This is a genomic window from Allosalinactinospora lopnorensis (genome assembly GCF_000981225.1).
In the GTDB taxonomy this organism is placed as follows: domain Bacteria; phylum Actinomycetota; class Actinomycetes; order Streptosporangiales; family Streptosporangiaceae; genus Allosalinactinospora; species Allosalinactinospora lopnorensis.
Genome location: NZ_LAJC01000038.1, coordinates 1 through 20,879 on the forward strand (window position 1 = coordinate 1; position 20,879 = coordinate 20,879).

22 protein-coding genes and 3 pseudogenes are annotated in these 20,879 nt (G+C 69.2%); 14 read left to right on the forward strand and 11 right to left on the reverse strand.

Going from position 1 to position 20,879, the window contains the following annotated elements:
• A partial coding sequence (locus tag VS93_RS14870; protein ID WP_046470531.1) for a hypothetical protein occupies positions 1–199 on the reverse strand: 199 nt, incomplete at its 3' end.
• Positions 200–669: 470 nt separating this feature from the next.
• Between VS93_RS14870 and VS93_RS14875 the strand changes: the two genes are divergently transcribed.
• Positions 670–981 (forward strand): DUF3040 domain-containing protein, encoded by a 312-nt coding sequence (locus tag VS93_RS14875; RefSeq protein ID WP_046470532.1) that lies wholly within the window; start codon positions 670–672, stop codon positions 979–981.
• A 7-nt stretch (positions 982–988) separates the two neighbouring features.
• Here VS93_RS14875 and VS93_RS14880 read toward each other — a convergent pair whose 3' ends face one another.
• Together VS93_RS14880 and VS93_RS14885 are read right to left on the reverse strand one after the other, a co-directional pair.
• Entirely contained in the window at positions 989–1,723 is a 735-nt protein-coding gene (locus VS93_RS14880) for a GAF and ANTAR domain-containing protein (RefSeq protein ID WP_046470533.1), read from the reverse strand.
• Positions 1,724–2,343: 620 nt separating this feature from the next.
• On the reverse strand, positions 2,344–2,814 hold the full coding sequence (locus tag VS93_RS14885) for an NUDIX domain-containing protein (protein ID WP_046470534.1): 471 nt from the start codon (positions 2,812–2,814) through the stop codon (positions 2,344–2,346).
• A 255-nt stretch (positions 2,815–3,069) separates the two neighbouring features.
• Here VS93_RS14885 and VS93_RS14890 point away from each other — a divergent pair, with 255 nt between their 5' ends.
• Positions 3,070–4,794: a serine/threonine protein kinase gene (locus tag VS93_RS14890; RefSeq protein WP_046470535.1), complete on the forward strand. Its 1,725-nt coding sequence runs from the start codon at positions 3,070–3,072 to the stop codon at positions 4,792–4,794.
• A gap of 85 nt (positions 4,795–4,879) precedes the next feature.
• A complete protein-coding gene (locus VS93_RS14895) occupies positions 4,880–5,659 on the forward strand; it encodes a DUF817 domain-containing protein (protein ID WP_236700556.1) in 780 nt (259 codons plus the stop codon).
• A 46-nt stretch (positions 5,660–5,705) separates the two neighbouring features.
• Here the strand turns inward: VS93_RS14895 and VS93_RS28200 are convergent.
• Positions 5,706–5,858: pseudogene (locus VS93_RS28200) on the reverse strand (transcriptional regulator); the annotation flags it as partial.
• A 316-nt stretch (positions 5,859–6,174) separates the two neighbouring features.
• Here VS93_RS28200 and VS93_RS14900 point away from each other — a divergent pair.
• Positions 6,175–7,125, forward strand: a complete 951-nt coding sequence (locus VS93_RS14900) for a threonine ammonia-lyase (protein WP_046470536.1) — start codon at positions 6,175–6,177, stop codon at positions 7,123–7,125.
• Between the two features lie 3 nt (positions 7,126–7,128).
• Here the strand turns inward: VS93_RS14900 and VS93_RS14905 are convergent, their stop codons facing one another.
• Positions 7,129–7,323: a hypothetical protein gene (locus VS93_RS14905; protein ID WP_046470537.1), complete on the reverse strand. Its 195-nt coding sequence runs from the start codon at positions 7,321–7,323 to the stop codon at positions 7,129–7,131.
• Between the two features lie 318 nt (positions 7,324–7,641).
• On the opposite strand from VS93_RS14905, the gene VS93_RS14910 reads away from it, so the two are divergent.
• From VS93_RS14910 to VS93_RS14925, 4 genes are all read left to right on the forward strand, one after another.
• Positions 7,642–8,082 carry a pyridoxamine 5'-phosphate oxidase family protein gene (locus VS93_RS14910; protein WP_046470538.1) on the forward strand — a complete coding sequence of 147 codons (441 nt, stop codon included), beginning with the start codon at positions 7,642–7,644 and terminating at the stop codon, positions 8,080–8,082.
• Positions 8,083–8,178: 96 nt separating this feature from the next.
• Positions 8,179–8,595 carry a TIGR03668 family PPOX class F420-dependent oxidoreductase gene (locus tag VS93_RS14915; RefSeq protein WP_046470539.1) on the forward strand — a complete coding sequence of 139 codons (417 nt, stop codon included), beginning with the start codon at positions 8,179–8,181 and terminating at the stop codon, positions 8,593–8,595.
• Between the two features lie 155 nt (positions 8,596–8,750).
• Positions 8,751–11,141: a lysylphosphatidylglycerol synthase transmembrane domain-containing protein gene (locus VS93_RS14920; RefSeq protein WP_338022747.1), complete on the forward strand. Its 2,391-nt coding sequence runs from the start codon at positions 8,751–8,753 to the stop codon at positions 11,139–11,141.
• 22 nt (positions 11,142–11,163) lie between these two features.
• Positions 11,164–11,706: an MOSC domain-containing protein gene (locus VS93_RS14925; RefSeq protein WP_173434312.1), complete on the forward strand. Its 543-nt coding sequence runs from the start codon at positions 11,164–11,166 to the stop codon at positions 11,704–11,706.
• A gap of 271 nt (positions 11,707–11,977) precedes the next feature.
• Here the strand turns inward: VS93_RS14925 and VS93_RS14930 are convergent, their stop codons facing one another.
• Together VS93_RS14930 and rpmG are read right to left on the reverse strand one after the other, a co-directional pair.
• The gene (locus VS93_RS14930; protein ID WP_046470540.1) at positions 11,978–12,229 is read right to left on the reverse strand and encodes a type B 50S ribosomal protein L31; all 252 of its coding nucleotides are present in this window, start codon (positions 12,227–12,229) and stop codon (positions 11,978–11,980) included.
• Positions 12,230–12,258: 29 nt separating this feature from the next.
• Positions 12,259–12,423, reverse strand: a complete 165-nt coding sequence (gene rpmG, locus VS93_RS14935; RefSeq protein ID WP_046470541.1) for a 50S ribosomal protein L33 — start codon at positions 12,421–12,423, stop codon at positions 12,259–12,261.
• Positions 12,424–12,694: 271 nt separating this feature from the next.
• Here rpmG and VS93_RS14940 point away from each other — a divergent pair, with 271 nt between their 5' ends.
• Both VS93_RS14940 and VS93_RS14945 read left to right on the forward strand, forming a co-directional pair.
• On the forward strand, positions 12,695–13,204 hold the full coding sequence (locus VS93_RS14940; protein WP_046470572.1) for a MarR family winged helix-turn-helix transcriptional regulator: 510 nt from the start codon (positions 12,695–12,697) through the stop codon (positions 13,202–13,204).
• Entirely contained in the window at positions 13,201–13,623 is a 423-nt protein-coding gene (locus VS93_RS14945; RefSeq protein ID WP_046470542.1) for an organic hydroperoxide resistance protein, read from the forward strand. The genes VS93_RS14940 and VS93_RS14945 overlap by 4 nt, the downstream gene beginning before the upstream one ends.
• 105 nt (positions 13,624–13,728) lie before the next feature.
• Here the strand turns inward: VS93_RS14945 and VS93_RS14950 are convergent, their stop codons facing one another.
• From VS93_RS14950 to VS93_RS14965, 4 genes are all read right to left on the reverse strand, one after another.
• Positions 13,729–14,742: a hemolysin family protein gene (locus VS93_RS14950; protein ID WP_046470543.1), complete on the reverse strand. Its 1,014-nt coding sequence runs from the start codon at positions 14,740–14,742 to the stop codon at positions 13,729–13,731.
• A complete protein-coding gene (locus VS93_RS14955) occupies positions 14,739–16,130 on the reverse strand; it encodes a hemolysin family protein (RefSeq protein WP_046470544.1) in 1,392 nt (463 codons plus the stop codon). Before VS93_RS14955 ends, VS93_RS14950 begins: the two co-directional genes overlap by 4 nt.
• A 212-nt stretch (positions 16,131–16,342) precedes the next feature.
• Positions 16,343–16,915 carry a TrmH family RNA methyltransferase gene (locus VS93_RS14960; protein ID WP_046470545.1) on the reverse strand — a complete coding sequence of 191 codons (573 nt, stop codon included), beginning with the start codon at positions 16,913–16,915 and terminating at the stop codon, positions 16,343–16,345.
• 119 nt (positions 16,916–17,034) lie between these two features.
• Positions 17,035–17,655: a class I SAM-dependent methyltransferase gene (locus VS93_RS14965; protein WP_046470546.1), complete on the reverse strand. Its 621-nt coding sequence runs from the start codon at positions 17,653–17,655 to the stop codon at positions 17,035–17,037.
• 126 nt (positions 17,656–17,781) lie between these two features.
• On the opposite strand from VS93_RS14965, the gene VS93_RS14970 reads away from it, so the two are divergent.
• The 4 genes and pseudogenes from VS93_RS14970 (at position 17,782) to VS93_RS14980 (ending at position 20,877) form a co-directional block, all read left to right on the forward strand.
• Positions 17,782–18,540 (forward strand): SDR family oxidoreductase, encoded by a 759-nt coding sequence (locus tag VS93_RS14970; RefSeq protein ID WP_046470547.1) that lies wholly within the window; start codon positions 17,782–17,784, stop codon positions 18,538–18,540.
• A 210-nt stretch (positions 18,541–18,750) separates the two neighbouring features.
• A pseudogene (locus tag VS93_RS33440) lies at positions 18,751–18,843 on the forward strand (chromate transporter); the annotation flags it as partial.
• 415 nt (positions 18,844–19,258) lie between these two features.
• A complete protein-coding gene (locus VS93_RS14975; RefSeq protein ID WP_046470548.1) occupies positions 19,259–19,534 on the forward strand; it encodes a DUF1876 domain-containing protein in 276 nt (91 codons plus the stop codon).
• A gap of 81 nt (positions 19,535–19,615) precedes the next feature.
• Positions 19,616–20,877, forward strand: a pseudogene (locus tag VS93_RS14980) (APC family permease).
• The last annotated feature ends 2 nt before the right edge of the window (positions 20,878–20,879 follow it).

Genomic DNA, 20,879 nt, shown 5'->3' on the forward strand with positions numbered 1-20,879 from the left:
TCCGCCGTACGACCGGGGTGTGCAGCTCGACGAGCTCACGGTAGATGACGTCGCGTTCGTAGTGGTCTTCGGCGTTGTGGAGCCTCTTGAACAGCTCCCTCGTCTTGGTGTAGTAGGCCTCGTCTGATCGGCCATCCCGTGCCGTGCGGGGACGGGGGGTGGCTTCTGTCCGGCTGCGGAGCGTATTCGATAGGTGCATCGGACGACGTTCCTCGCTCATACGAAGTCGGACCGCCGATCGCGTCCCTTAACGCGGCAGGTGCGTGTTGTGCGGCCACCGTGCCGGCGATGTCCCCCCGTAGGCGGCGATATTCACCGTCTGCGCTGTTGCAGGCCACGAGGGCGACAGGGGTTACGCGATCGCGTCGTCAGGCCACTCTGTCGGACCTCGCGCACAACACTTCCGACCCTACGGGAAACATGGGCGAGTTCGCGGATACATGATTGAAGTTTTACGACCTGTCCGGAAGACGGCGCCGCCGTTCCCTCCCGCGGGTATGCCGCTGCCCCTGCGGGGAAGCGACGCCCGGCGGGGCGGCCGACCGCACCGGTGGCCGCGGTGAGGCTACTCACCCTGGTCACCGCTTCGCTCCCGGATTAGGCTCCAGAGCCGACGGGTAGCGGACCGTGCGTTCTTGTGACCAACGGAAAAACGGGGGAGGTAGCTTCATGACCCTGTCGCGCTACGACAGCGAACGGTTGCGCGCGATCGAGGAGCAACTCAAGGCTGAGGATCCCGAGTACGCCCGGAGCCTGGAGCGGTTCGCGGCCGACATTCCGGACAGTCCGGTAAAGGCGCGGGGCGAGCCCGGCCCGCGGTCGACGCTCGTACTGTTCTGCGGCTGGTTCATGGGGGCGCTCCTGCTGCTGGGCCTCATCATGTCGCTGAGCTCCGGTGCGGACGGCGGTAGGACGGACATCGAGCAGGGGTCCGCCAATGCGCCCGGGGCGGAGGTCTCCCGCATGGTCGGGCCTCTGTGAGGCGCCGCTACCTCTCCGAACCGCTGCGGTCCGCCTCTGGGCTGCTCTGCCCGGGCTCCTCCCCGGTGATCGTGATCGTCCTGGCCAGTTCGGCCAACCGGACGTTGAGGTTCTGCGACGCGGAGTTCAGGTACTCCCACGCCTGCTCCGCGGTCATCTGATGGCGTTCCATGAGGATGCCCTGCGCCTGGCCGATGGTCTCGCGGGTCTCCAGCGCCCGGCTCAGGTTGGTGACGCGCCGGGAGGAGGAGAGCGCCGTGGCGGCTTGGGCGGAGAAGATCACACCGACGTCGCGGTCCTGGGGCCGGAAGGCGTAGGGGACCCGGGCGTAGAGGCTCAGCGCCCCCAGCGTCTCCCTGGACGTGAACAGGCGGAAGGTCAGCAGGCTGCCGATGGGGAGTTTCGACGCCTCCTTGGCGTAGCGCGGCCACTGCTCCCCTTCGGCGACGTCGGACAGGTACAGGTACTCGCTCTCCCAGATCGAGTCGAGGGAGGGGCCTTCGCGCAACCGGTACTGCAGGGCGTCGCTCCGCCGTACGACCTCGTGGGTGAAGACGGGGGTGTGCACCTTCGCCCGCCCCTCGACGAGGGAGACGCCCGCATAGTCGCAACTGGCGATGGTCTCGACGGCGAGTTCGACGATCCGCTGCAATGTGTCGTGAAGGCTGGGTTCGGCGAACAAGGAGCGCACGATGTCGGCGAAGCTCTCGGGTGAGAGAGCCCGATCCTCGGGGCTGTGCATCTGTACCGTCCTTTCGCAAAGGCCGGACCAGAACCGTTCCCCCCTTGTTGTTCCCGGGGCGGACGGCGAGCGGGTGGCCTTCGCTACCCGGGTTCTCACACAGGCCCCGTGGAGGCGCTGGGAGACCCTGTTGTCCTTATGTCGAGATAAGCAGGGTTTTCCGGTATGGACGAGCACGGCTCGCCAGCGGATGAGCGAGTATCCCAACATCGGACTTCCAGGTCAATGCTACTCCGCGCCGTGTCGTAAGTGGTGCGTTAAACCCTCTTGTCGGGCCAAGTGTCAGGTCGGCGGCCTTGGGGGATAAGCCGGCCGATGCCGGGAAAAGCCTTTTCTTCCGCGGCCGACAAGATGGGGTGAACGAGCAGAGAGGCCGGAAGGCGTTCCCGCCTGCGGAGAGGCGCTTCCGATGCGGTTTCGCCCGGACCGCTGCGGTGAGTATACCGGCGGGCCTGTTTTCGCCAACGCAGTGGAGATCTCTATAGCGGAACACCATCGGCGGCTAAAAGCGCATTTCAGCGGCATGGAATCCCGCGTGTTTCGCGGTCGCCGCCTTTCGCGCTATTTCTTCTGCTTTCGGGTCCTCGAGAGGAGAGCTGCGGGCCTGCGGCCGGGCCCGGTCATGAGACGTAGACCGTACCGCCCGTCTTGCGGGCGCGCAGAGCGGCGGACAGCCGTGGGGCGATGGGCGGGAAGAGTAGTTCCACCGCGCGATCGGGCTCCACGAAAGCGTAGTCGTCGAGTTCCGACTCCTGCAACGTGATCGTGGTCCCGGAGCCGACCGTGCCGCAGTCGAAGACGAAGGAGAGGAACGGTTTGGGGCGGGCACCGTAAGGGGCGCTCCACTGGACCGAAAGGAGGGCGCCGGCTGTGAGGTCCAGGCCGACCTCTTCTGCGACCTCGCGCTCGCAGGCCATGTGCGGTGCCTCACCGTCTTCCACCACACCGCCGGGAAGCGTCCAGTGGTCCCGGTAGTTGGGGTCGACGATCAGCACGTTGCCGGTCTCATCGGTGATCAGTCCGGAGGAGGCCAGGTACGCAGTGGGCAGCGAGGCGAACCACTGCTCGGGCGAAAGCAGCTCTTGGGGCATATCCGCAGGCTAACCCAGTGCGGGACACGGCCTGAGCGTCCCCTGTCCTCTCCTGAGAGAACAGACGAAATCTACATTGTAAAGGCAGTGATGGATTGCACTCTTTCCACCTACACTGGGCGTCTTCATAACAACAACGGCATGCCGACCCCGGCCCGATCCTCCTCACATGACAGGATCGGTCGGCGCGCTTCTCGGTCTTGGTTACGATCTCAAGGGTTTCAACGGCCCGGCGGCGATTGCGGAGGTTCAGAGGTGGGTCCACTGGAGAACGGTGACCCGGAGCGGATCGGCCGGTACCGGCTGATCGGGCGGCTGGGAGCCGGGGGCATGGGTCAGGTGTTCTTCGGACGTTCCGCGGGCGGGCGCGCCGTGGCCATCAAACGGATCCACCCGCACATGGCCACAGACGCCTCGTTCCGGGAGCGCTTCGCCCGGGAGGTGACAGCGGCCCGCCAGGTGAGCGGCGCGTTCACCGCCCCGGTGATCGACGCCGACACAGAAGGCGCGATGCCGTGGCTCGTCACCTCATACGTTCCGTCCCTGCCGCTGGACGAGGCCGTCCGGCGTTTCGGTCCGCTGCCCGAGCACACCCTGCGCGTGCTGGCGACCGGTCTGGCCGAGGCGCTCAGCGAGATCCACCGCGTCGGCCTGATCCACCGCGACCTCAAGCCGGGCAATGTGCTGCTGGCCGAGGACGGTCCGCGCGTCATCGACTTCGGGATCGCCAGAGCCACGGAGGGGACGGCGGCGACCCAGTCGATCATCGGTACGCCGGGCTTCATGTCGCCCGAGCAGATCCAGGGCGAGCGGATGACCCCGACCAGCGACATGTTCGCCTACGGCGCGGTGCTGGTCTATGCCGCGAGTGGTGCCGGCCCCTTCGGCGAGGGCGCCATGCACACCATGGTCATGCGGATCATGCAGCACGAGCCCGACATCTCCGCGGTGCCGCCGTCACTGCAGCAGCTGGCCGCCGCGTGCCTGACCAAGGACGCCTCCCGCCGCCCGGGTCCGGGGCCCGTCCTTGACGCGCTCGGCGACATCCCCATCGGCCAGTCCTGGCTGCCTCCGGAACTCATACGCGGGGTGCAGGAGCAGGTGAACAAGGTCAACAGCGCACTGAGCGCGGCACCGGGCAGCGGCAACACCAACCCCGACGGCTCGGCCTCGGCGATCGGCGGAGCCGCGGCCGGCGGCATCGCCGGGGCGGCCGCCGGAGCCGCGGCCGGCTCCGTGTTCAACGACCAGCAGGCGACTCAGCAGGACGGCGCGGATGCCACTTCGATGATGGGCGCCTACGGGGAGCAGAACGGCCACCAGTCGACCGCCGTCTACGGCCAGACGGGCGGGCAGACTCCACCCACGTCGATGTACGGCCACGGCGATCAGACAGGAGGGCAGGCCCAGCCGACCGCGGCGATGCCGCCGTCCGACGGTGACGAGTACGGCGGCCTGTACCGCGGTTCGCCTGAGGACCAGGCGCGCCAGCAGCGTGAGCAGCGCCGCCGTGAGCGTGAGGAGCAGCGCTACCGCGAACAGCAGCGTGAGGAGCAACGCCGCCGCCAGGAGGCCGAGCGTGCCCACCAGGAGCGGCTCCGGGCCGAGCAACAGGCCGCACGGCGGGCCCAGGCGCAGGCGCGCCGGGCCGGTCAGCCGGGGCTGTGGAGTTTCGTCAAGCTGCTCCCGCTGCTGATCATCCCGATCGTCCAGATCCCGCTGGGATGGAGCGCCTCCTATGCCTGGCAGTGGTTCTCCGCGACGGAGATGTGGAACAGTCCCTGGTACTACGAGGGCATCCTGACCGAAAGCGGTTTCTTCCACGCTCTCTACCTGGGCTACTTCCTGCTGAACAACCTGGTGGCGCTGGAGTACGTGGTCCGTTCGGCCAGAACGGGCTTCGTCACCGGCACGGTGCTGGGACTGATGGTGATCGCCGGGACCAACGGCGCACTCTTCTACTTCGGATTCTTCGGCTGAGCCCGATTACCGGCCCCCCGAATGCGGCGGACGCGCCTGCAGCAGGCCGAACCGCCGCCGGAGGTCGCCGCAGGCGGCGGGGCGGTTGCGCCATCGCGCCGCCCAGCTTGTGCGGTTCGGCCTGTTGCAGGCGTGGGCGTGCGCGTTCGCGGTGTGCCTGTTCGCCGGCATGGCCGCGTCGGTGGTGCTGCCGATGCCGATCCCGCGTTACGACGCCCTTCTCGGCTACGGGGTCGTACTGACGGCGGTCTTCTGGGGGCCGCGCCTGGAAACCGGCCGCGATGTGGCGGCGATCCTCGGATTCCACGCGGTGGGGCTGGCCTTCGAGCTCTTCAAGGTGCACATGGGGTCGTGGGACTACCCCGAGGAGGCGGCCACCAAGATCGCCGGTGTTCCGCTGTACAGCGGATTCATGTACGCCGCTGTCGGCAGCTATGTGGTGCGCGCATGGAAGCTGCTGGACCTGCGGCTGACCGGGTACCGGCCGGCGGCGACAGCGGTGGTGGCGGTCGCGATCTATGCCAACTTCCTGACCCACCACTGGCTGCCTGACGCGCGGCTGCTGCTGGGAGTGGCGATGGTGGCGGTGACCTGGGGCGCGTGGGTGTACTACACGGTCGGGGACGTGCGCCACCGGATGCCTCTGGCGCTGTCGTTCGTGCTGATCGGGTTCTTCCTGTGGGTGGCGGAGAACGTGTCGACCCTGCTGGGCGCCTGGCGGTACCCGGGGCAGGTGAACGCGTGGGCGATGGTGCACCCGTCGAAGTTCGGCGCTTGGGCGCTGCTCGTGACGGTGTCCTTCGTCCTGGTGGCCAGTTGGAAACCGCCCGGTCGGAACGCGGGCTCCTCGGGCGGCGCCGGGTGACCGCGCGGACCGACTCGCGGAGCCGGTGCCCGGCGGTCGGCCGGACTCAGGTGCGGTAGAGCGTGGCGGTGGCGCGGGCGTAGTCGGCCAGGCCGGCGCGCAGTTCGGGCGGACCGAGTACTTCGATGTCGGGGCCGTAGGAGGCGAACTCGACGATGGCGTACTCGACGCTCTCGACCAGGAGTTCGGCCTCGCGCCATCCGTCCGCGCCGGGTCAACCGGACCCGGGTTCGATGACGCGCCTCACCCGGAACGTGCGGAGGGCGGGGGCGGCTGGTGTGCGGGCGGGCGAGGAAGTACCAGGGTAGCCGGGCGCCGATCGGCCCCGGTCCCCGGTCGGTCCCGCGCTCGTGCGGAGTGCCGCCTGTGTGGTTCGACCACGGCATGGCAGAGCAGGAGAAGACGTGCATAGGCGTTCCGTTCTTCGACGGTGTCGAGGAGCTGGACGCCGTCGGTCCCTCCGGTACGGCTACCGCCGGCCGTCCCTTTCAGGAGGGCCGGGCATACTCCGGGGCATGGAGCTCATCTCACTCGCTGATATTCGTGCCGCCGAAGTGCGGGTCCGCGGCCGTGTCGTGCGTACGCCGTTGCTGCCCTGCCCGTGGAGCGATGCGCCGCTGTGGCTGAAACCGGAGAACCTGCAGCCGGTGGGGGCGTTCAAGATCCGGGGGGCGATCAACGCGCTGGCGTGCCTGGGGGAGGCGGAGCGGAAGGCCGGCGTCATCACGCATTCCTCCGGCAACCATGGGCAGGCGCTGGCGTACGCCGCGCGCGCAGAAGGGGTCCGCTGCGTCGTGGTGGTGCCTGAGGGGGCGCCCCGGGTGAAGATCGCCGCGATGCGTCGGTTGGGTGCCGAGATCGTGCCGGTCGCGCCCGCCGACCGGAAGGCCACCGCCCAGAAGCTGGCGGCCGAGCGCGGTCTGGCGCTCATCCCGCCGTTCGACCACCCGGACATCATCGCCGGTCAGGGCACGGTGGGAGCGGAGATATGCGACGATCTCACCGACTCCGGCACCGTTCTCGTTCCCGTCGGTGGTGGGGGGCTGGCCTCTGGTGTGGCGACCGCGGTGCGGGAGCTGCGCCCCCGGATGAGGGTGGTCGGTGTTGAGCCCGAGTTCGCCGCTGATGCCGCGGAGAGCCTTGCCGCGGGGCGTCTGGTCACCTGGCCGCCGGAGCGGGCGCAGCGCACCATCGCCGACGGCGTCCGGGTGGGGCTCTCGGAGCTGACGTTCGCCCATCTGCGGGCCCGCATGGACGGGATCGTCACGGTCACCGAGGAGGAGATCCGCGCGGCGATGGGTACGCTCGCCCGCAACGGCCGGATCGTCGCCGAACCCAGTGGCGCGGTGGCAGCGGCCGCCTTCCTGGCGGGCAAGGCGCCGACCGGGCACACTGTCGCGGTGGTCTCCGGCGGCAACGTTGATCCGGTCCTGCTGGCCGAGGTGGTGGGGGAGGGCGGTGAGTAGGGGTCAGGCGGGCTGCGCCTCGCTATGGGGCCGCGCTGCGGCGCTGGTGTGTCCCGCGGCGGGGGCGGGGGCCCGCGATGCCGCGCGGCGCCGGCCCACTCCGTCGTAGACGATGTAGGCGATGCCGCCGGCGAAGATGAGACCGATGCCGATGGCGATGGTCATGAACGCGGCTGTGATGGCAGTGGGGTCGATCATTGTCCTTGCCTCTTTCCGCGACGTACGTCCGTGCTGACGTTGACACCCACGAGAGTAATAGCTGTTAACTAATATTTGTTATGTTTTTGAAAGTGAACAGCGTCATACAAGGGTGCGCTGCTCAATGCGCACCATGAGCGCTGGTCACCGTCCTGGAGCCGGGAGCGTGACATCACCCACGCGGAACCGCCCACGACCCCATACGGGTCCGGCCCGCAGAGACGCTTCAGCGGCGGTCAAGCGGGGAACAGCCCGCTAGAGACCGCGGCCCGGGCCGGGCCGCCGAACCGCCGACCGACCGCGTACGAGGAGCCGGCCATGGCCACACTCGACGACGTCCACTCCGTCATCGACAAAGGCGGCCACCGCGGGGTCGTCTCCACCACCCGAGCCGACGGGTCGATCCAGTCCAGCGTCGTGGTCGCGGGGTTCGTCACCCACCCCGTGACCGGTGAGCGCACGGTCGCCTTCACCACACCCGCCGACAGCGTCAAACTCCGCTTCCTGAGAGTCCGCCCCAAGGCCACGGTCGTGTTCTTCGCCGGCTACCACTGGGCCTCCGTCGAGGGCGAGGCCGACCTGATCGGCTATGCCGACCCCTTCGACGGGTTGGACACCGAGGACCTGCGGCTGCTGCTGCGCGAGGTTTTCACCGCCGCCGGCGGCAGCCACGACGACTGGGAGGAGTACGACCGCGCGATGGCCGAGCAGCGCCGCACCGCTGTCCTGCTCCGGCCCGCCCGCATCGTCGCTATGTGAGGCCCGGCACCGGCAGCTGCCGACCAGCGCGGGCACAGCGGGGATGCGGCGCCGGCGGGTACGGCCCGGCCTGCGCGCATATGGCACAGTCGACTTATGCGGTGGAGCCCACAACAGGCCCGGGAACGCTTCGCGCGCAGCCGCGTGGCCCGGCTCGCCACGGTCTCCGGAACGGGACAGCCCCACCTGATCCCGGTGACCTTCGCCGTGCACGAGGACACGGTCGCAACCGCCGTCGACGCCAAACCCAAGAGCACGCGAAACCTCAAACGGCTGGCGAACATCGCCGACAACCCCAAGGTGTGCCTGCTCGCCGATGACTACGACGACGACTGGGAACGGCTTTGGTGGGTCCGCGCCGACGCCGAGGCCCGCGTCGTCCACGACGCTCCGGAGCGCGACGCGGCACTGGAGCGGCTCGCGGAGCGTTATCCCCAGTACCGGCGGTCCCCGCCGGACGGTCCGGTGATCCTCGCCGAGGTGCACCGCTGGTCGGGCTGGTCCTTCCGCTGATGTCACCTCGCGCCCTGCGCGCCGTGGTCGACGTGCCGCGGGCGGGGCCGCCGCGTGTGGCGCGGGGGGCGCTGGCGCAGTGAGCTGAGGCGAGTGCGGTGGACACGCACCGGGGACTCACACGTTACTGATGTCACGTGGGGCAGGCTGGAAACGTGAGACCAGGAGGAATCAGACCGGAGAACGGCGGCGCCGCGCTGGAGGACATCCGTCCGACCGCGCGAAAACCGCTGGATTTGCTGCTCGCCGTGATCGGCGTGCTGGTGGTGGTGGCCGTACTGCTTCTCGTCTGGATCGGGACCGACAGCGACGCGGCCGAGACGACCGATCCGGACGAGCTGCGCGCTCTCGTACCTCCGTCGATACTCGCCCTGATCGTGGGTGTCGCTAACCTCACTGTGATCATCCTGGTTAGCATCACCGCACTGGAGGTTCTCATCCGCCGCGAATTCCGGCAGGTCGTGCGCGGCCTGGTCGCCGGCGCCCTCGGGTACGGACTGACCGGGGCGATCAACGCGGCGGTGCTCGCGATCTCGGTCCCTGTGGGCCCTCCCGACGTGCTTGCGGGCGCGGCCACGGACAGCGTGTTCACCTCGCCGCTGCACGGTTACCTGGCGGCCGCCATCGGCTACGTCCGTGCCGTCCCGCTCGGACACCTTCCCCGGGTGCGCGTCGTCATGTGGTCGGGGATCGCCGTTACCGCGGTCTCGGTCCTGCTGGCGGGGCTGACTACCTCACTCGCCCTGGTGCTGACCGTCCTGGTGGGGTGGACCTGTGCCTCCGTCGCGCGGTACGCGGTGGGACTCTCGTGGCCGGCTCCGGCGACCGAACGCCTCGTCCGGGAACTGCGGCGCTTCGGCCTGGAGCCGTTGACCCTCACCGCCGAGGGCAGCGACGCCGAAGGCAACCAGCGTTTCACCGCGGACACCGTCGACCGGGGCCTGGACATCATCCTCATGCGGGCCGACGACACCGCGGGCTTCTGGAAGCGTCTCCTCGGGGTGGTACTGCTGCGTGCCCCGGTGGCCCCGCCCATGCTGGTCGGGCTGCACCGCAGGGTCGAGCACGCGGCGCTGATGCATTTCGCCGCCGGGCAAGCGGGAGTGGCCGTCCCCCGTGTCCTCGCCATTACCGAGGTGGGCACCGGGGCGGTGGCCCTGATCCGCGAGCAGGTCCGCCTCCGTACGCTCGGCGACCTCCGGGAGGAGGAGATCACCAGCGGGCTTCTGGACCGCGTCTGGACCGAACTGGCCCTGCTGCACCGGCACCGCATCGCGCACGGCAACCTCAACGGCGACACGGTCGGCCTGCGTCTGGACGGCCGGGTCGCCTTCACCGGCATGTCCACCGGGAGCGTCGCGGCGACCCCCCTCAAAGCGTCACTGGACGTCGCCGCGCTACTGACGGCGCTGGCGATGCGCGTGGGCGGGGAGCGCGCCGTTCGTTCCGCGGTGCGGGGGCTGGGGGTGGAGGCGGTGGCGGCGGCGTTGCCCTTCATGCAGCCGGCGGGGATGCCGCAGGCACTGCGCAGTCGGCTGCGCTCCTACCCGCGGATCCTGGGCGCCATACGCGCTCAGATCACCGACGTCGCCCCGGAGGCGCCCGCCCGGCCGGCCAAGCTCGAACGCATGCGTCCGCGGACGGTGGTCAGCGTCGTGGCGGCCACCGTCGTCGGCATCGCCCTGGCCTACCAGCTCGTCGACGTCGACTTCTCCACCATCCAGCAGGCCGACCTCGGGTGGGCGGCCACCGCTCTGGTGACGTCGACACTGTGCATGCTGGCCGCGGCGATGGCCCTCATGGGCTTCGTCCCGCTCAAGCTCCCGTTGTGGCCGACGGTCCTGGCCCAGTACGCCGTGTCGTTCGTCCGCATCGCCGCCCCAGCGGGGGTGGGGATGGTCGCCCTCAACACCCGCTATGTGACCCGGATGGGCGCCCCTACGGGGCTGGCGCTCTCGGCGGTCGGGCTCTCCCAGGCCGTGGGCCTGCTCATCCACGTCCCGCTGCTGCTCGTGTTCGCCTACCTCACCGGCACGGCGCACTTCGCCGACTTCTCTCCTCCGATGACCCTCATCCTGGTGAGCGCCGTGCTGTCGCTCGTGGTCGCCTCCGTGCTGCTGCTGCCCGCGCTGCGCCGGACGATGCTGGAACGGGCGCGGCCGTACTTCCAGGGCATCCTTCCCCCGCTCCTGGATCTGCTGCAGAACCCGCGCCGCCTGGCGATGGGGACCGGCGGGACGCTGCTGCTCACCGCCGGCTTCATCCTGTCCCTGTACTTCTCCGTGCTGGCCTTCGGCGGGACGGCGAACCCGGCCGCGGTGGCGGTGGTCTTCCTGGCGGGCAACGCTCTCGGGTCGGCGGCGCCCACCCCGGGCGGCCTGGGCGCGGTGGAGGCCGCCCTGCTCGGCGGCCTGACCGCGGTGGCGGGAGTGCCGGCGGCTATCGCACTGCCGGCGGTCCTGCTGTTCCGATTGCTCACTTTCTGGTTCCCGGCCCTGCCTGGCTGGGGAGCATTCCATTATCTGCAACGACGAGAGGCGATCTGAGCCAGGAGAGGAGCGGTGCAGGGTGCCCCCGATCGTGAGCGCGGTCAGCCGCAGCCGGACCCACACCCTCAGCAAACCCAACCAGGACCACATCCGGTTGCTGACCGGTTTGGGCGTGGAGGGCGACGCCCACATGGGAGAGACGGTCAAGCACCGCTCCAGGGTCGCGCGCGACCCCTCGCAGCCCAATCTGCGTCAGGTCCATCTCGTCCACGCCGAACTCCACGACGAACTGCGGGCGGCCGGGTTCAGTGTGTCCGCGGGGGAGATGGGGGAGAACATCACGACGCGCGGGATCGACCTTCTCGGGCTCGCGACCGGTGCCCGGCTGCACATCGGAGCCCACGCCGTGGTCGAGGTGACAGGGCTGCGAAACCCGTGCGCCCAGCTGAACGAGATCCAGAAAGGGCTGATGACGGCGGTGGTCGAGCGCGACACCACTGGTGCGCTGGTCCGCAAGTCCGGTGTCATGGGGATCGTGCTCGCCGGGGGCGAGGTGCGGCCGGGGGACCGGATCCGGATGGAGGTGCCCGCCGGGCCGCACCGGCCGCTGGAGAAGGTGTGAGCGTCCCTTTCGGGCGGATAAGCGCCTTTCCTGTCCGGACAGCGGAGGATCGTGCTGGGTGCGGCTTAGCGTTGCAGCAGGCCCCGGCGATAGGCGGGGACCAGCCGGTGCGGAACGAGCGCGGTGCGCCCGTCCGAAGCGATGGGGACCAGCTCGGGGGTGCCGGCCCGTCACCAGGAGCGGCGTTCGCGGGTACTGGAGCGCGACATCCTGTGTTCGGGAACGGCCATGACCTGTCTTTGACGGGTGTCTCTATGGAGCGGGCGGCGGGTTACCTCCTGCGCTTGCCGTAGCGCTGCTCGAACCGCTCCACCCGGCCGGCGGTGTCGATGACCCGGCCCTTGCCGGTGTAGAACGGATGGCTGGCGCTGGAGATGTCGACGTCGATGACCGGATAGGTGTTGCCGTCCTCCCACTCGATCGTCCGGTCGCTCGTGGCGGTGGAGCGGGTGAGGAAAGCGAAGTCGCCCGCGCGGTCTCGGAAGACGACGGGGCGGTATTCGGGATGGATCCCGGGTTTCATCGGTGCGTTCTCCTTGCCGGATCAGGAGTTCAACGGTCTTCGCGGAAGTCCACGTGCTGGCGGATGACGGGGTCGTACTTGCGCACCACCAGCCGGTCCGGTGTGTTGCGCCGGTTCTTGCGGGTCACGTAGGTGTGGCCGGTGCCTGCGGTGGAACGCAGTTTGAGCACCGGTCGCAGGTCGTTGCGCGGCATGGTCGATCTCCTTTTCGGTTCTTGTCCGGGGTGCGGCTCGCCGCCGCCCCACCATGATTATAAGCAAACGATAATCGTTTCCACTTCTTGTCGGGCTGTGCCCTCCCTTCGGGGTTGGGCAAAGTTATAAATCTACGATGTAAAGGTAGCTGTTTTCTCACCACCCCCCAACTCCCGCATCAATACCGATACCCCAGATCAGTTGCACACAACTTAATTGTGCTATCGTCTTCATCGATCGAAAGGGTGAACCCACGTAATGTCGGCCACCATGCCCCCGCAGCGAGAAGAGGACCCCCTCTCCCTCGACAACCAGCTCTGCTTCGCCCTCTACGCGGCGTCGCGGGCCCTGACCGGGCTCTACCGCGAACTCCTCTCCGAGATGGAGCTCACCTACCCGCAGTACCTGGTCATGCTGGTGCTCTGGGAACACGGCTCCATGCCCGTCAAAGAGGTGGGGGTGGCACTGCGGCTCGACTCGGGCACGCTGTCGCCGCTGGTCCGCCGACTGGAGGAGCACGGGCTGGTCCGGCGCACCCGCTGCGCCGAGGACGAGCGTGTCGTGCGCGTCGCCCTCACCGAGGACGGTTCGGCGCTGCGCGAGCGTGCTCTGACTATCCCCACGCGCGTGCTGCGCGGAGTCGGTATCCCGGGGGACAAGGTGGCGGAACTGCGTGAGCTCCTCGATCAGATCACTCGCTCGGCTGGAAGCGCGGCCGCTGAGCTGCACTCCCTCCGGCACCCCTCGAATTACCCGACCCCTGAAGGAGATCACACGTGAAGGTGCTGTACACCGCCGAAGCCACCGTTGGCGGCGAGGGCCGTAAGGGTTACGGCCGTACCAACGACGACCGCCTCAACGTCGAGCTGTCGGTTCCCCGGGGACTGGGCGGAGACGACGGCCCGGGGACCAACCCCGAGCAGCTGTTCGCCGTTGGCTACGCTGCCTGCTTCCACGGCGCGCTGAAGAAGGTCGCCCGCGAGTCGCGCGTCAGCGTCGACGGTTCCACGATCGATTCCAGTGTCACTCTGGGCAGTGCCGATGACGGCCTCACGCTGACCGTTGGCCTGGACATCACGATCCCGGCAGTGGAGCAGGCGGAGGCCGAGCGGCTCGTCGAGGCCGCTCACCAGGTCTGCCCGTACTCCAGGGCGACCCGCGGCAACATCGAGGTGAACCTCACCGTGCGCGCCGCCTGACCGGGCGCCCGCACTGCCCGGCCGGAGCCGTCTCGGCTCCTGCCGGGCTTTTTCGCGCCGAAGCACGGGGCGTGCCGGGGCGGTGTTCCCTGCGCGGGTGCGCGGTCAGGCCGCGGGCTCGACGATCAGCAGCCGGTCCATCATGTCCTGCAGGGTGACCAGCCCCAGCAGACCGTTCTCGTCTTCCACCAGTGCCAGGTGGCTGCGGCTCTCGCGCATGATGCTCAGCGCCGCGTAGATGGGGGTCTCCACGTCCATCGTGAGCACCGGCCGCATCAGGTCGGCGGCTGTTGTCTCCGGGGGGCTGGTCAGCGCGTCACGCACGTGCAGGACGCCGACCGGTTGCCCGTGCTCGTGCACCACCAGGCGGAGGTGGCCCGAGTCGCGCGAGACCTGTTGGATGGTCTCCAGCGAGTCGTCGGGGGAGACCGCGGCCAGTTCCTCCTTTGGGGTGAGGATCTCGCGCAGCGGGCGGGAGTTGACCTCCAGCGCGGTGGCGAGCTGGTCGCGGCGGTCCTCGTCCAGGGCGCCGGCTCTGGCGGAGTGGTCCACCAGTTCGCGCAGGTCTTCGGGGCCGTGCCCGGTGGCGACCTCGTCCACGGCGTCCACGCCCACGCGGCGCAGGCACCAGTTGGCCATGCCGTTGAGGAGGACGAGGATCGGCCGGGTCCACCACATGAAGACCCGCATGGGGATGGCCAGCAGGGTGGCCGATTTCTCCGGGTGCGATATCGCCCAGGACTTGGGGGCCATCTCACCGACCACCAGGTGCAGGAAGGTCACCACGACCAGTGAGAGCACGAAGGCCAGGGCGGTGGAGACCGGATCGGGCAGCCAGCCGTCGAAGAGGGGTTCCAGCAGGTGGTGCACTGCCGGTTTGGTGATGGCGCCCAGCGCCAGAGTGCACAGCGTGATGCCCAGTTGGGATCCGGCGAGCAGCAGCGACAGGTCTCGGGCGCTTTTCAGGGCGGCCCGTGCCGAAATGCTGGTTTGGGCGGCCTGTTCCAGCCGGTAGCGCCGTGCCGCCACGAGGGAGAACTCGACGGCGACGAAGAAGGCGCTGAGGAGGATGATGCTCGCCGAGATGACCAGAGCGAGCAGTGGGTCCATCTCGCTCATGCGTTTACCTCCGGGGGTCGGGCCGTGGACGGCATCACGGGTGTCTCGTCCAGTTCGAGCCGGACCGTCTCGGGGACGTGCCGGTCGACGCTTTGCACGCTCAGCACGAGGAACCGGGGCGGTTCGTCCTCGTCGGCGCCCGGGTGGCGGGGGAGTTCCACGTTGACGATGTCGCCCGGTTCGGGCAGCCGGCGGAGTTCGTTGATGATCAGCCCGCCGATGGTCTCGTAGTCGCCTTCTGGCAGGTCGTGTTCGATCAGGCGTTCCACTTCGTCGATGTGCAGGGCGCCGGGCAGCAGCCAACTGCCGTCGTCGCCGATGCGGGGCATGCCCTTGTCGGCGGGGTCGTGCTCGTCAGCGATCTCCCCGACGAGTTCCTCGGCGATGTCCTCGGTGGTGATGACCCCGGCCAGTCCGCCGTATTCGTCGACGACGCAGGCGAACTCGTCCTCGGCCGCGCGGAGGCGGTCGAGGACGGCGGGCAGCGGCAGCGAGGTCGGGACCATGATCGCGGATCGGGCGATGGCGGAGACCTCGATGCTGTCGAGATCCTGATCACCCAGGGCGAGTACGTCGCGCAGGCAGATGACGCCGAGGATGTCGTCGACATCGTGGCCGAGTACGGGGAAGCGGGAGTGGCCGTGGGCCATGAGTTCCACGACTCGGCTGGCGGGTTCGTCGATTTCGACGGTGGTGACCTGGGGGCGCGGGATCATCGCGTGGCCGGCTGTACGGTCGTGGAAGTCCAGGGCCCGGTCGAGCAGTGTGGACAGCTCCGCTGGCAGGTCGCCGCTCTCTCGGGATTCTTCGACGATGCGTTCCAGGTCGCGGGGGGTCGCTGCGTGCTGGACGTCTTCGACGGGCTCGATGCGTACGGCTTTGAGCAGCAGGATCGCCGCCTGGTCGAACAGCCAGATCAGCCAGCCGAATGTCCGCAGGTACAGCCGGGTGGACAGGGCGAGGGCGATGGCGATCGGTTCGGGCCGGGCGATGGCGAGGTTCTTGGGGAACAGTTCCCCGAAGACCATTTGCACCACGGTGGAGAACAGCAGGGCGGCGACAGCGCCGACGGCCATGCTGAGACCAGCGGGGAGACCGGTGTCATCGAGTATCTCGCCGAGGCCTTGCCCGATCATGGGTTCGGCGACGTAGCCGACGAGCAGGCCGGTCACGGTGATGCCGAGTTGGGCGCCGGAGAGCATGAAGGAGGTGCGGGAGGTGATCCCCAGGGCGCGGCGTGCGCCGGGGTCGCCTGATGAGGCGCGGGCTTTCAGGCGGGAGCGGTCGACCGCCATGTAGCCGAATTCCTGGGCGACGAAGTAGCCCGTGGCCGCGGTGATCGCGAGGACCACCAGCGCTCCGAGGAGGATGCTGAGTGCGACGCTCATTTCGCGCGCACCACCTCGGAGCGGTTACCGGCGCGCGCGCCTGCTGGTGAGGGAGGTTCCTCGGGGTCGGAAGTGCAGCGTCCGTCGGAGACGCTGCCGGTACTTCGGGACGGATCCACTTTTCCTCTCTCTGGTCGCGTGTATGGGGATACGTCGGCGGGAGATGAGAAATTCCCGCAGTGTCCCGGCGGGAATCATCTCGGGGAGGGTGTTTACCCGGTGAGCGCGGTGCCGTTGTCCTGCGCGGTGTCCTCTGCGAGGGCCTGCCATTCGCGGCGCCGGGTTTCGGCGATGGCGATGGCGGCGGCTACGGCGACGTTGAGGGAGCCGACGCGGCCGATTTGCGGGATGTAGCTGATGGCGTCGGCCGCGGATAGCAGCGCGGGAGAGCACCCGTGGTCTTCGGCGCCGATGGCGAGGCAGATGTCGCCGTGCAGGGGCGCTTCGTGGAGGGGGACGGCGTCGCGTGCGAGTTCGATGGCGACGACGCGGAACCCTTCGTCGTGGGCGGCGTTGACGGCTTCGGTGCTGGAGCGTGGTTTCCGGCACTGCAGTTTCCGCTCCGTGCCCAGTGCGGTCTTGCCGACCTGGGGGTGGGAGGGGTCGATGGTGTTGCCGGTGAGCCAGAGTGTCTCTACTCCGAAGGTGGAGCAGGTGCGCAGGATGGAGCCCAGGTTGAACGGCTGGGAGATGGATTCGGCGATGAGGGCGACGCGGCCCTCGGTGCGCCTGCGCCATTGGCGGTTGAGTCGCTTGACGTCAGTGGGGCGCAGCTGCGTGCTCACCTGGGCTCTGTTCCTTGTGTCTGGGCTTGGTTCCGGCTGTGGGCACCGTCGTGCTCTGGTGCGATCTGCTTCAGGATATCGCCGGCTGGATCTGTTGTGTGTGGTGGTCGGTGGGGTTGTCATGGGTGGTGGGTGCGCAGAACGCGGAATCCGGCGCGGGAGGCTGCTCGTTCGGTGGGGTGGCCGTTGTCGTTGAGCCAGCGTTGCAGGGAGTCGGCGCCGAGGTTGCGCTGGACGACGAGGTGGGCGGTGCCGTTGGGGGAGAGGCGGGCCAGCCAGGTGCACAGGAGTGAGTGCAGGGCTTGTTTGCCGACGCGGATGGGCGGGTTGGACCAGATGGCGTCGAAGGGGCCGTTGAGGAGGGCGTGTTCGTCCGCTGGGGCTCCGGTGTTGTCGATGAGGTGGAAGTGGGCGTTGTCGAGGTGGTTGTGGTGGGCGTTGGCCGCGGCCAGTTTGACGGCGCGGCTGTTGACGTCCACCCCCAGTACCGATGCGTTGTGTGCGCGTGTGGCCATTGTGAGGGCTATGGGGCCGTATCCGCAGCCGAGGTCGAGGAGTGTTCCGCCGTTTGGTGGCGCGGGGACGGTTTCCAGCAGAATGCGGGTGCCCAGGTCGATTTTGTCGGGGGAGAAGACGCCCCGGTCGGTGTTCAGCCGCAGGTGGAGGTCGGGCAGGACGAGGTCGACGGTGCCGGGGCGGCTGGCCGCGTCGGGGTCGGGGTCGAAGTAGTGCTGCGCCACGCGGCGACGTTACCAGGAGGTTCGGGGTGGTGAGCTGCACCCTGTGCCGCGACCGACCGGTTGGTCGGTACTGTTGTACGGGCCGAGCACCTGGCGCAACGACGCCAAGACGAAAGGATAGTGGTCGTGGGACGTTTCGACGGGAAAGTCGCCATCATCACCGGTGCCAGCCGCGGGATCGGGCTGGCCGCGGCCCGGCGCATCGTGAGCGAGGGAGGCCGGGTCGTCATCACGGGGCGCAAGCCCGACGCCCTGGAGAAGGCGGTGGCCGATCTCGGCGGGGAGGGGTACGTGCTCGCGGTCGCGGGCAAGGCCCAGGACGCCGAGCACCAAGAGGAGGCAGTGGAGCAGGCGCTGGCGACCTTCGGCCGGATCGACGTGCTCGTCAACAATACCGGGATCAACCCGGTCTTCGACGCGGTCGTCAATGTCGACCCTTCCGCTATGGCCAAGATTTTCGAGGTCAACGTGATAGCCGCGGCCTCCTGGGTCTCGGTGGTGCACCGCGCCTGGATGAAGGACAACGGGGGCGCGGTCGTCAACGTGGCCTCGCTGGCCGGCCAGTACCCCTCGCCCGGTATCGGTGTCTACGGTGCCAGCAAGGCCGCGCTGATCAATCTCACTCAGCAGCTCGCCTACGAGTTGGCCCACAACGGGATCCGGGTGAACGCCGTGGCCCCGGCCGTGGTGAAAACCAGTTTCGCCACGGCTCTGTACGCCGACAACGAGGAGGAGGTGGCCGCCGGCTACCCGCTGGGGCGGCTGGGGGTTCCCGAGGATGTCGCCGCGGCGATCGCCTACCTCGCCTCAGAGGACGCGGCGTGGGTGACGGGGCAGGTCCACACCCTGGACGGGGGGCGCACCCTCAGTGCGGGGGTGGAATGAGCGGCGTACCTGAGATGCCCGCCGGTGATGCGGGAGGCCGCCGCCGGTAGTGGGTGCTTACCGGACTCCGATGTCGGAAAACGGTATCGGAGTCCGTCGGCCGTTGAGGAGGCGAGCATGATCGCACCGCCGGAGGCTTCTCCCGCCGGTGGTGCGCGGGTGAGCGTGGGGGAGGGGCCCTCGGTGAAGGGCGGGGGATCGGCCGCCGAGGTGTTCCGGGTGTTTCTGGGGCTGGGGCTGACCTCGTTCGGCGGGCCGGTGGCGCACCTTGGCTACTTCCGCGAGGCGGTCGTGGTGCGGCGCCCTGTAGGCAGTCGGGGCGGGAGCGGGGTGCGGCCCGCGTCAGCCGGTGGGCCTCTGGCGCGACCGGGGCTCCTTCGGGCTTCTTTGCCACCTGCGGCGGGATGAGAACACCGGGCATTGCAATCCCGGTGTGCTCAGCGGAGGATAGTGGGTGACCCCCTTGTCAGGGGGAGGACCGATGCGAGCGCAGAGCGGCGACCGGCGCGTCGTCGAGGGGCCGCGCGAAGGCGTGCACCGCCGCACTGGTGCGGTGCCGGAGTCCGGGGCGGGGATGGGGCTTTCCGTGCCTGGTCCGCCGGATCGGCGGGGGAGCGGACCATGATGTGCTGGTCTACCCGGGGCCCGAGGCTCATATCGAAGAAGGGCCGGGCGAGCGCTGCGCGCCGGCCATGGGCTATTTGGGGGTGAGCTTCATATGCACACTATGAAGCGATGGAACGTCGACATCCTGCTGTCGGAGGAGACCGAGGGCGACTCCACCCGCACCTGGGCCGAGGCCGGACTCGCCTCCGACGACGGTTCGAGTCTGCGCGGGCACGGCATGGCGCGCAAGCACCCGGCCGACGCCGACGTCCCTGAGATCGGTGACGAGCTCGCGGTGTCCCGCGCCCTGGCCGACCTGTCACGCCAGCTGCGGCAGGTGGCGGCGGAGGACATCTCCGAGCACACCGGGACTCCTTGGCGGCCGTGAGGCGCAGCGGCCGGTTGTGGTCGCATCCGATGCGGGAAAAATTCACTAGGGCGTGATCATGCTGGGGCAGACTCTGCCGGTATGACCACCTCTCCTGGTTCGCATTCGCAGGCGGAGTCGGCTCGGCAGCTGGGCGCCCCGAACGCCGTCGTCATCGGCGCGGCGGCGATGGTCGGCGCCGGGGTGTTCGCCGTGTTCGCCCCGGCGGCCGGCGCCGCCGGGGCGTGGCTGCCCGTCGCCGTGGTGATCGCCGGTGTGGTCGCCTACTGCAACGCGATCTCGTCTGCGCGGTTGGCGGCCCGCCATCCCGGGTCCGGGGGTGCCTACGTTTACGGTCGCGAGCGCCTGGGGGAACTGTGGGGCTACCTGGCCGGCTGGGCGTTCGTGGTGGGCAAGATCGCCTCCTGCGCGGCGATGGCTCTGACCTTCGCGGCCTATGTGCTGCCGGGCTGGGAGCGGCCGGCGGCGGTGCTCGCGGTCGTGGCGCTGACCGCGGCCGGCCATTTCGGGGTGCGCACCCGGCCTGGCTGAGCCGGCTGTTCCTGGCGGCGGTGCTGGCGGTGCTGGCCGCTGTCGTGGTGGCGGCCCTGGGCAGCGGGGGCGCCGATCACGGGCACCTGGCGGTGTCTCGCGAGTGGCCGGGCTTCTTCGGGCTGCTCGGCGCGGCGGGAATGGTGTTCTTCGCCTTCGTGGGGTATTCCCGCATCGCCGTGTTGGGCGGGCGGGTGCGTGAGCCCCAGACCACGATCCCACGCGCCATCACGATCGCGCTGGCCGGTGTGTCGGCGGTGTACCTGCTGGTGGGTGCTTCGGCGCTGATGGTGATGGGCCGCGAGCGGCTTTCGGTCAGCGCCGCGCCCCTGGCCGATATGGTGGCCGCGGTGGGCAGATCCGAGCTGGTGCCGGCGGTCGTCGCGGGGGCCGCGCTGGCCAGCCTGGGGGCGCTGGTCTCGCTGATCCCGGGGGTTTCGCGCGCCGTGTCGGCGATGGCCGCTGACGGTCACCTGCCTCGCTACCTGGCCGGTTCCGGTGTGGCGCACCGGGCGGAGGTCGCGGTGGGTGCGCTGGTTGTGCTGCTGGCGCTGACGTTGGAGGTCCGGGGCGCGATCGGGCTTTCGGCGTTTGGGGTGCTGGCCTACTACACGATCGCCAACGCCTCGGCTCTGCGGCTGGGGCCGGAGGAGAACCGGCCCCCGCTGCTGGTGCCGGTGGTGGGTCTGGCCGGGTGTGTCGTCTTGGCGTTCAGCCTGCCGCTGCCTTCGGTGGTCCTCGGGACGTCCGTGATCGCTGCCGGCGCCTTCGCGTGGCTGCTGCACCAGGCCGTCCCTTGGCGCGGCAGGTGATG

Coding starts and splice junctions, on each gene's coding strand:
- VS93_RS14875 (WP_046470532.1), top strand. CDS start 670: ATGACCCTGTCGCGCTACGACAGCGAACGGTTGCGCGCGATCGAGGAG.
- VS93_RS14880 (WP_046470533.1), bottom strand. CDS start 1,723: ATGCACAGCCCCGAGGATCGGGCTCTCTCACCCGAGAGCTTCGCCGAC.
- VS93_RS14885 (WP_046470534.1), bottom strand. CDS start 2,814: ATGCCCCAAGAGCTGCTTTCGCCCGAGCAGTGGTTCGCCTCGCTGCCC.
- VS93_RS14900 (WP_046470536.1), top strand. CDS start 6,175: ATGGAGCTCATCTCACTCGCTGATATTCGTGCCGCCGAAGTGCGGGTC.
- VS93_RS14905 (WP_046470537.1), bottom strand. CDS start 7,323: ATGATCGACCCCACTGCCATCACAGCCGCGTTCATGACCATCGCCATC.
- VS93_RS14910 (WP_046470538.1), top strand. CDS start 7,642: ATGGCCACACTCGACGACGTCCACTCCGTCATCGACAAAGGCGGCCAC.
- VS93_RS14915 (WP_046470539.1), top strand. CDS start 8,179: ATGCGGTGGAGCCCACAACAGGCCCGGGAACGCTTCGCGCGCAGCCGC.
- VS93_RS14930 (WP_046470540.1), bottom strand. CDS start 12,229: ATGAAACCCGGGATCCATCCCGAATACCGCCCCGTCGTCTTCCGAGAC.
- rpmG (WP_046470541.1), bottom strand. CDS start 12,423: ATGCCGCGCAACGACCTGCGACCGGTGCTCAAACTGCGTTCCACCGCA.
- VS93_RS14940 (WP_046470572.1), top strand. CDS start 12,695: ATGCCCCCGCAGCGAGAAGAGGACCCCCTCTCCCTCGACAACCAGCTC.
- VS93_RS14950 (WP_046470543.1), bottom strand. CDS start 14,742: ATGAGCGAGATGGACCCACTGCTCGCTCTGGTCATCTCGGCGAGCATC.
- VS93_RS14955 (WP_046470544.1), bottom strand. CDS start 16,130: ATGAGCGTCGCACTCAGCATCCTCCTCGGAGCGCTGGTGGTCCTCGCG.
- VS93_RS14975 (WP_046470548.1), top strand. CDS start 19,259: ATGCACACTATGAAGCGATGGAACGTCGACATCCTGCTGTCGGAGGAG.